Here is a 7,065-nt window from a genome sequence, read left to right on the forward strand (position 1 = left end):
AACATGGGCCACGCCGCGCACGGCGGCACCGACAAGACGCCCCGGCACCCGCCCAGTGAGAAGGGCAACCCGCTGGTCGACATGCAGAGCATGGCCACCGCTCCCAAGCTCGACGATCCCGGCATCGGCCTGCGCGACAACGGCCGCACCGTGCTCACCTACGCCGCGATGCACAGCCTGTTCGACGATCCCGATGGCCGCGAACCCGGCCGCGAGGTCGAGCTGCACCTGACCGGCCACATGGAAAAGTTCAGCTGGTCCTTCGACGGCATCCCGTTCGCCAGCGCCGCACCGCTGCGCCTGAACTACGGCGAGCGCATGCGTATCGTGCTCGTCAACGACACCATGATGCAGCACCCGATCCATCTGCACGGAGTATGGAGCGACCTGGAAAACGCCGACGGCGCGTTCCAGCTGCGCAAGCACACCGTCGACATGCCGCCCGGCACCCGCCGCACCTATCGCGTGCGCGCCGATGCGCTGGGCCGCTGGGCCTACCACTGCCACCTGCTGTACCACATGGAAGCGGGCATGATGCGCGAAGTGAGGATCGAAGAATGAGCCGTTCTCCGATTGTCACGACGTCGATCCTGACCAGCGCGCTGCTGCTGGCGCTCTCCGCCCCGGCGTGGGCGCAGTCGCACGCAGGCCATGCCATGATTCCGCCGCCCGGCACCGATGCGCCGACGGTCGATGAAGATACGGTGGATCACGCCAGCATGGGCCACGGCCAGATGGACCATTCAAAAATGGATCACGGCGCCATGGACGACGGCCGGATGGACCACTCGAAGATGGATCACGGCAGCATGGATCACGGCCAGATGGATCCTGCGCCGACCCGCCACGGTGACGCCGATCATTCGACGATGGACCACGCCGCGATCGGCCACGGCCCGGCCAAGCCGCCGGCACCCGACACCCCACGGGAACCGATCCCGACGGTGACCGATGCCGACCGCATCGCCGCCTTCCCTGCGATCGAACACGGTGCGATGGAACACCCGCCCGAGATCCACAGCATGCTGCTGGTCAACCGGCTGGAGCACTGGGACGGCAAGCACGGCAACGGCCAGGCCTGGGAAGCCAGCGGCTGGGTCGGTGGCAACATCCACCGGGTGTGGCTGCGCAGCGAAGGCGAGCGCAGCGGTGGACGCACCGACTCGGCCAACCTGGACGTCCTGTATGGCCGCAGCGTGTCGCCGTGGTGGGACGTGCTGGTCGGTGCCCGGCAGGAACTCGGTCGCGGCGATTCGCGCACCTGGGCCGCGGTCGGCATCCAGGGGCTGGCGCCGTACAAGTTCGAGACCTCGGCCACGGCCTATGTCGGCCAGAGCGGTCAGGTCGCCGCTACCGTGGAAGTGGAATACGAGCTGCTGCTGACCAACCGGCTGATCCTGCAGCCGCTGGTGGAGGCCACGTTCACCGCCGAGGACGAACCGCGTTACGGCAACGGCAGCGGCCTGAACAAGGTCGAGGCCGGGCTGCGCCTGCGCTACGAGTTCAACCGTCGCTTCGCCCCGTACGTCGGCATCAGCCACGAACGCCTGTTCGGCGATACCGCCGATTATCACCAGGCCGCCGGCGAACGCGCCCGCGACACCCGCTGGGTGGCCGGCGTGCGTGTCTGGTTCTAAGCCAAAAAAAGATCCCGGGCGCGGCGGGCGCCCGGGATAACAGGGGTCGTGCATGCCGGATCCGACGGGCCCATCCGGGGCGTCACAGGCTGCCGCGCGCGGCGCGGTCGTCGCCTGTCCGACACCCGGGCGCCTTGCTCGTTGGCTGTCCCGGGTAATGATGTGATGCGCGGGAAAGCAGGTTCCGCCATCCCGCCCGTGGTTTTCGCTCCCGTTGGCCGCGATGGCGTACGCTGCCGGGCCATCCACTGCGCCTGCGCCCATGTCCCTGCAGATCCGCCGCGCCACCCCCGCCGATGCCGAGGCCGTCTCGGCGATCGCTGTCGCCACCTATACCGAAACCTTTGGCGATTCGTATCCGCCGCAGGATCTRCAGGCGTTCCTGCACGACCACTACAGCGCGGGCCCGCAGCGGCAGGAGCTGGAGGATCCACGCAGCGCGGTGTGGCTGCTGGAAGACGCCGGCCAGGCCGTGGGCTATCTGGCGGCGGGCGCCAACACCCTGCCGCATGCCGATGCAGTCCCCGATGATGTCGAGCTCAAGCGCCTGTACGTGCTGGCCAGCCATCAGGGCGGCGGCCACGGCGCGCGGCTGATGGACGCGTTCCTGCAGTGGCTCGATGAACCGCGACGCCGCACCCTGTGGGTGGGCGTGTGGTCGGAGAATTTCGGGGCGCAGCGCTTCTATGCGCGCTACGGCTGTGTGCAGGTCGGCACGTACGACTTCGTGGTCGGCGACAGCCGCGACCTGGAGTTCATCCTGCGCCGGCCCTGATCGACAGGCCCGGCGCGCCGGCTCAGAAGTCGAACAGGTCCGACAGGAAACTCTCTTTTTTCTTCTTGCGGTAGCCCTGCTGGTCACCGTACTGCTGCTGACCCAGATGGCGGGTATCGCGATGCTGCACCGCCGGCGACGGTGCCTGCGGCGGCGCAACGGCGGCACGCACGGGCGCGGCCGCATCGGTGGAGCGCTCGATGATCTTGTCCAGCTCGCCACGGTCCAGCCACACCCCACGGCACTGCGGGCAGTAATCGATTTCAATGCCCTGCCGCTCGGACATCACCAGCGCCTGGGTCTTGCATACGGGGCATTGCATCGTTGTGCATCCTCATCCTGTTCCAGCCCCGACTGTACCTGCATGTGGATGACTGAAACGCAACACGCCAAGGCCATGACCATCGGCACCGGGACTTCCGGCGCGCGCCCCTGGCCCGACGCGGGGGCAGACTTTCCCCCTGTCTACAGGGATCGTCGCCGCCATGCCTTCATCCACTTCGCCCCGCGGGTGGGCTTCGCTGCTGGCCCTGTTGGGCGTGGCCATCGGCCTGAACCTGCGCGATCTCAGTGCCGCCGCCGGCCTGCCCATACCGCGCCTGCCGATGCCGTTCGGCGGCTGCCTGCTCGACAACCTGCTGGCGGTGCTGACGGCCGTGCTGCTGGCCGCGCTGCTGAAGCCGCGTGACCTGCCGCTGGCCGACAGCCTGGGCCTGCGCTGGCACGGCGCACGCGGTCCGGTGCTGGTGCTGCTGGCCACGCTGCCGTGCTGGATCGGCCTGGCCGCGCTCGGCCGGCTGGACACCGCACCGGCGCCGCTGACACTGCTCATGCTCGCGTTCGTGTTCCCACTCGCCGAAGAAATCCTCTACCGCGGCCTTGGCTTCATCTTCCTGGTGCGGGTACTGCACTGGCCGGCCTGGCTGGCGGCCCTGCCACAGGCGCTGATGTTCGGCGCCGTGCACTGGCTGGGTGCCGGCGGCCTGGACGGGGGCGCCACCGCCCTGCAGATCCTGGCATTGATCATCGTCGGCGGGCTGGCGTTTGCCTGGTTGAACCATCTGGACCGGCTCACGTTGTGGAGCGGCCTGGCCCTGCACGTTTCGCTCAACCTGGCCTGGAACCTGTTCATCCTCGATGAGGCGATGGCACTTGACTGGAAGGTCACCGCGCTGCGCCTGGCCGCCGTGGCAATGGCCGTGCTCACCCTGGCCTGTTGGCTGTGCCCTCCCGCGCAGGCTGCGCGTTAGCCAGCCGCCGCGTGCACGATCTCCTCACCGCGGCCCCCCGCATAATTGCGCGCCCTTTCCGCCCCAGCCCCAAGGAACACCGCGTCATGTTGTTGTCCAAGCGCCACGTCGCACCACGCGTGCTGTTGATCGAAGACACCGAAGACACCCGCGAGCTCAGCCGCATGGCGCTGGAAAGCCAGGCCTGCGACGTTGCCGCCGTGAGTTCGGCCGAAGCCGCGCTGGGCCTGCTGCTGGCCGGCGAGCGATTCGACCTGGTGTTCACCGATGTCTGCCTGGGCGGCCTGAGCGGGATCGACGCGGCCGAGCGGATCAAGGCGTTCCAGCCCAGCCTGCCGGTGCTGGTCACCTCCGGGCTGGACCCGGCCACGGTCACCGCGCGGCTGCGGCCCGGCATCCATTTCCTGCCCAAGCCCTATTCCATGAGCGAACTGCTGGACGCCATCCGCGCCTGCTTCGGCGACATGGAAACCGGGCAGGCCGCCTGAGGCGCGCACCCGATCAGTGGCGAGGCTTATAGCTCTTGTTGCCTGACGGCGTCAGGCAGTAACGGCCGCCACGCGGGCCCGTGCACAGCAGACCTGCGCTGCACGGACAGCTGCCCGCCGCGGCCGGGGCCGAGGGTGCGAACCGCGCGCCGCTGGCATTGACTGCGGCGCTGCACACCTTCTTCGAGGCACTGATCGAGCCATCGTTGCAGACAAACTGGCCTGCCGCACAGTGCGAGATCCCGCCCTTGCGACCGGAGCAGGGCGTGTTGCCCGCGTGCGCAGCCGCGCTGGCCATGCAAGCCAGCACTAAAAGCCAGGCCATGACGCTGCGTCGTCCGTGACCCACCATCCCGGCCCCCTGTGGCCACCGCAGCGTTGTGCCGCGGGGAAAGCCTACGCTTTCATCCGGTTTTCATCCATGGATGGCATCGTTCGCATGTGCCCTCTCCTGCCGGAACCGCACCATGCAGACCCGCCTCCTGCTGACCGCCCCCCTGCTGTTGGCCGCCGTGCTGTCGGACGCGCGCGCCGATGACTTCGTCACCTGCGAAAGCCGCGACAACCGCTACCAGTCCTGCCCACTACCTCGCGCCGGCTATGTCACCCTGGACCGCAAGCTGTCCGGCGCCGACTGCCGACAGGGCCGCAGCTGGGACTACGACCGCCGCGAGGTCTGGGTGGACGATGGGTGCAGAGGCTCGTTCCGCGTCCACGACGGTGGCGCGCGCCACGATGATGACGACCACGACAACCACGATGCCAAGGTTGCCGCCGGCGTGCTGGTCGGCGCGGCGATCCTGGGCGCGCTGGTACACAACGCCAACAAGCAGGACGACCGCTACAGCGACGATAACTACCAGGGCGCACGGCATACCTCGTACGTCCCCAGCTGGATGACCGGCGAGTTCGAGGGCTACAACCCGATCTACGGCGCCGACATCCGCATGCGCATCGACAACGACGGGCGCATGTCCGCGCAGGCGCGCGGACAGAATCTGTCCGGCTGGGTCAACGGCGGTCAGCTCAATGTCGGCGGCAGCGTGTTCGACGTCAGCCAGAGCCGCGATGGCTTTGTCACCACCGAAGTTGGCGACCGGCAGAACGAAGTGCGCTACCGCCGCGTGCGCTGACGACGGCCGACGGTCGCCAGGAGACCGCCGGCCACACGCGTCACCCGGCGGCCTTGCAGCTCATCGTGGTGCCGTAGAAATCCAGCGTGGCCTCACCCTGATGTTCCCAGAACTCCACGCCCTCGCGGGTGTAACGGCTGCCGCTGGCGGCCTGGGCCGGGAAGACGATTGCCTGGTCCCTGCCCCAGCTGACCACCGCCGCCTGCGGATCCAGTTCGTTGTAGAACATCACGCTCACCGGCTTGCTGGCGTCATCGCACTGGTACTTCACCGGCGTCGGTGCGGGCACGCCGCCACTGCCGATGTTCAGTTCAACGATCCGGGTCTGGTAGGACTCGACCAGGCAGCGGTGGCGGTCCACGGCCTGCCAGCAGGCATCGCGCCCTTTCACCCAGCCGCGCTGTTCGGCCGCGATATCCAGTTCGTCCGGGCTGGTCTGCACGCGCTTGTAGAGGGCCGCCAGTTGGCGGTCCAGCGCGGCCAGACGGGCATCACCACAGACCAGCTTCTCCGACTCGGACTGCGCCTTGGCGCAATCGAATGACGGCGGCTGCAGGGTCGGCTCGGCTGCCGTGGCGGGGGCCGCGGTGGTCGGCGCGGGCGTCGTTGCGGCATCTGGCGCGGGTGCGGGCGTGGCGGTATCGGACGGCGCAGGTTTGGAACAGGCCGCGAGCGCAAGCGCCCCCACCCCAAGCAGGACGAAACGGTTCATGGCACCTCCAACATCAGTGAGCAAAAAGACGTCCTATTGTGCGCCCCGCAAGGCCAGCGTGGTGTGCACGATCGCCTCGTTCAGGGCGTGGACGGTACAGGTGGAAACAGCACGCGCAGTGCCTGCAACGCGGCAGGATGGTAGAGGGTCTGGTGCGTTTCGGCGGGCATCGGCAGGTAATGCACGCGTACACCGGGCACCTTGCCACTCACCTGCGCGCTGAACCTTGCACTGGCCCTGGCAATGTCGGGCTGGCTGCTGCTGGCCACGAACAGCTGCTTGCCTTGCGTCGCGTGCGCGGTGAGCAACGCCACAGCGTCATCGGCCAACTGTCCACGGTTCCACCACAGGCTCGGATCCAGCGCGATGTAGCTGTCGAACAGATCCGGCTCGCGCAGCAGGGTTTCCACCACGAACAGCCCGGCCAGCGATTCGCCGATGATCGCGGTCTCATCCGTGGTTGCATAGCGCTGGTGTACCTGCGGCATCAGCTCGGTACGCAGGAAGCGCCGGAACGCGCTCGACCCGCCCACGCGCGGTGCGATCTTCCGATCCTCCGGCACGTCGGTAGGCCCGGTCATGTCGCGGCGACGCTCGGTGTTCTCGATGCCGATCAGCAGGAACGGGCGCATGCCCGCATTGCCGACCAGCACCTGGATCAGGCCGGCCACGTGCAGGAAGTCTTCGCCGATTCCGCCATCGGGCATGTACAGCACCGGCAGCGGCTGGCCTGCGGGTACGTTCCAGGCGCTTGGCCGGTAGACCGTGATCCGACGGGTTTCGCCCAGCACCTTCGAGTCGAGGGTGAAGGTCTCTCCGATCACCAGCGGCATGGCGGTGGACGCGCCTGCAGCGATGCCACGCTCGCCAGCGCGCGACACCGATGCCAGCACCATCAGCATGCAGAACAGCGCAAGGCGCATTGGGGTCCACCGCGCGCTACCTCTCAGGAATCCTGACACCTGTCGCCTTCGTTCATCGCATGGCCCATGGCCGGAACCGCATTATGCGCGACCGCATTCAGCCCGACGTTGCCGTGCCGCAACAATGAATGGCAGGCCGCGTCACGC

Annotated in this window: 9 protein-coding genes; 6 read left to right on the forward strand and 3 right to left on the reverse strand. The window is 68.0% G+C overall.

From position 1 onward, the window contains the following. From ACXJKH_RS11750 to ACXJKH_RS11760, 3 genes are all read left to right on the forward strand, one after another. On the forward strand, window positions 1-561 hold a 561-nt coding region (locus tag ACXJKH_RS11750; RefSeq protein WP_457319572.1), incomplete at its 5' end, for a multicopper oxidase domain-containing protein. After that, complete coding sequence (locus ACXJKH_RS11755; RefSeq protein WP_457319573.1) at window positions 558-1,637, forward strand: copper resistance protein B; 1,080 nt, start codon at window positions 558-560, stop codon at window positions 1,635-1,637. The genes ACXJKH_RS11750 and ACXJKH_RS11755, both read left to right, overlap by 4 nt. A gap of 262 nt (window positions 1,638-1,899) precedes the next feature. Further along, window positions 1,900-2,412 carry an N-acetyltransferase family protein gene (locus ACXJKH_RS11760; protein WP_457319574.1) on the forward strand — a complete coding sequence of 171 codons (513 nt, stop codon included), beginning with the start codon at window positions 1,900-1,902 and terminating at the stop codon, window positions 2,410-2,412. A 22-nt stretch (window positions 2,413-2,434) separates the two neighbouring features. Here ACXJKH_RS11760 and ACXJKH_RS11765 read toward each other — a convergent pair whose 3' ends face one another. Continuing rightward, entirely contained in the window at window positions 2,435-2,734 is a 300-nt protein-coding gene (locus ACXJKH_RS11765; protein ID WP_256776885.1) for a TFIIB-type zinc ribbon-containing protein, read from the reverse strand. A gap of 163 nt (window positions 2,735-2,897) precedes the next feature. Between ACXJKH_RS11765 and ACXJKH_RS11770 the strand changes: the two genes are divergently transcribed. The 3 genes from ACXJKH_RS11770 to ACXJKH_RS11780 all read left to right on the forward strand — a co-directional run bounded on the left by ACXJKH_RS11770 (window position 2,898) and on the right by ACXJKH_RS11780 (window position 5,283). Next, the gene (locus tag ACXJKH_RS11770) at window positions 2,898-3,662 is read left to right on the forward strand and encodes a CPBP family glutamic-type intramembrane protease (protein ID WP_457319575.1); all 765 of its coding nucleotides are present in this window, start codon (window positions 2,898-2,900) and stop codon (window positions 3,660-3,662) included. A gap of 86 nt (window positions 3,663-3,748) precedes the next feature. After that, entirely contained in the window at window positions 3,749-4,150 is a 402-nt protein-coding gene (locus tag ACXJKH_RS11775) for a response regulator (protein WP_256776887.1), read from the forward strand. Between the two features lie 467 nt (window positions 4,151-4,617). Beyond that, window positions 4,618-5,283 carry a DUF3011 domain-containing protein gene (locus tag ACXJKH_RS11780; protein ID WP_256776889.1) on the forward strand — a complete coding sequence of 222 codons (666 nt, stop codon included), beginning with the start codon at window positions 4,618-4,620 and terminating at the stop codon, window positions 5,281-5,283. Between the two features lie 40 nt (window positions 5,284-5,323). Here the strand turns inward: ACXJKH_RS11780 and ACXJKH_RS11785 are convergent, their stop codons facing one another. Together ACXJKH_RS11785 and ACXJKH_RS11790 are read right to left on the reverse strand one after the other, a co-directional pair. Beyond that, window positions 5,324-5,995, reverse strand: a complete 672-nt coding sequence (locus tag ACXJKH_RS11785) for an MliC family protein (protein ID WP_457319576.1) — start codon at window positions 5,993-5,995, stop codon at window positions 5,324-5,326. 80 nt (window positions 5,996-6,075) lie between these two features. Beyond that, window positions 6,076-6,918, reverse strand: coding sequence for an alpha/beta hydrolase (locus tag ACXJKH_RS11790; RefSeq protein WP_457319577.1), 843 nt, complete (start codon window positions 6,916-6,918; stop codon window positions 6,076-6,078). Window positions 6,919-7,065 lie beyond the last annotated feature (147 nt).

Source organism: Stenotrophomonas sp. P5_B8 (assembly GCF_054049855.1).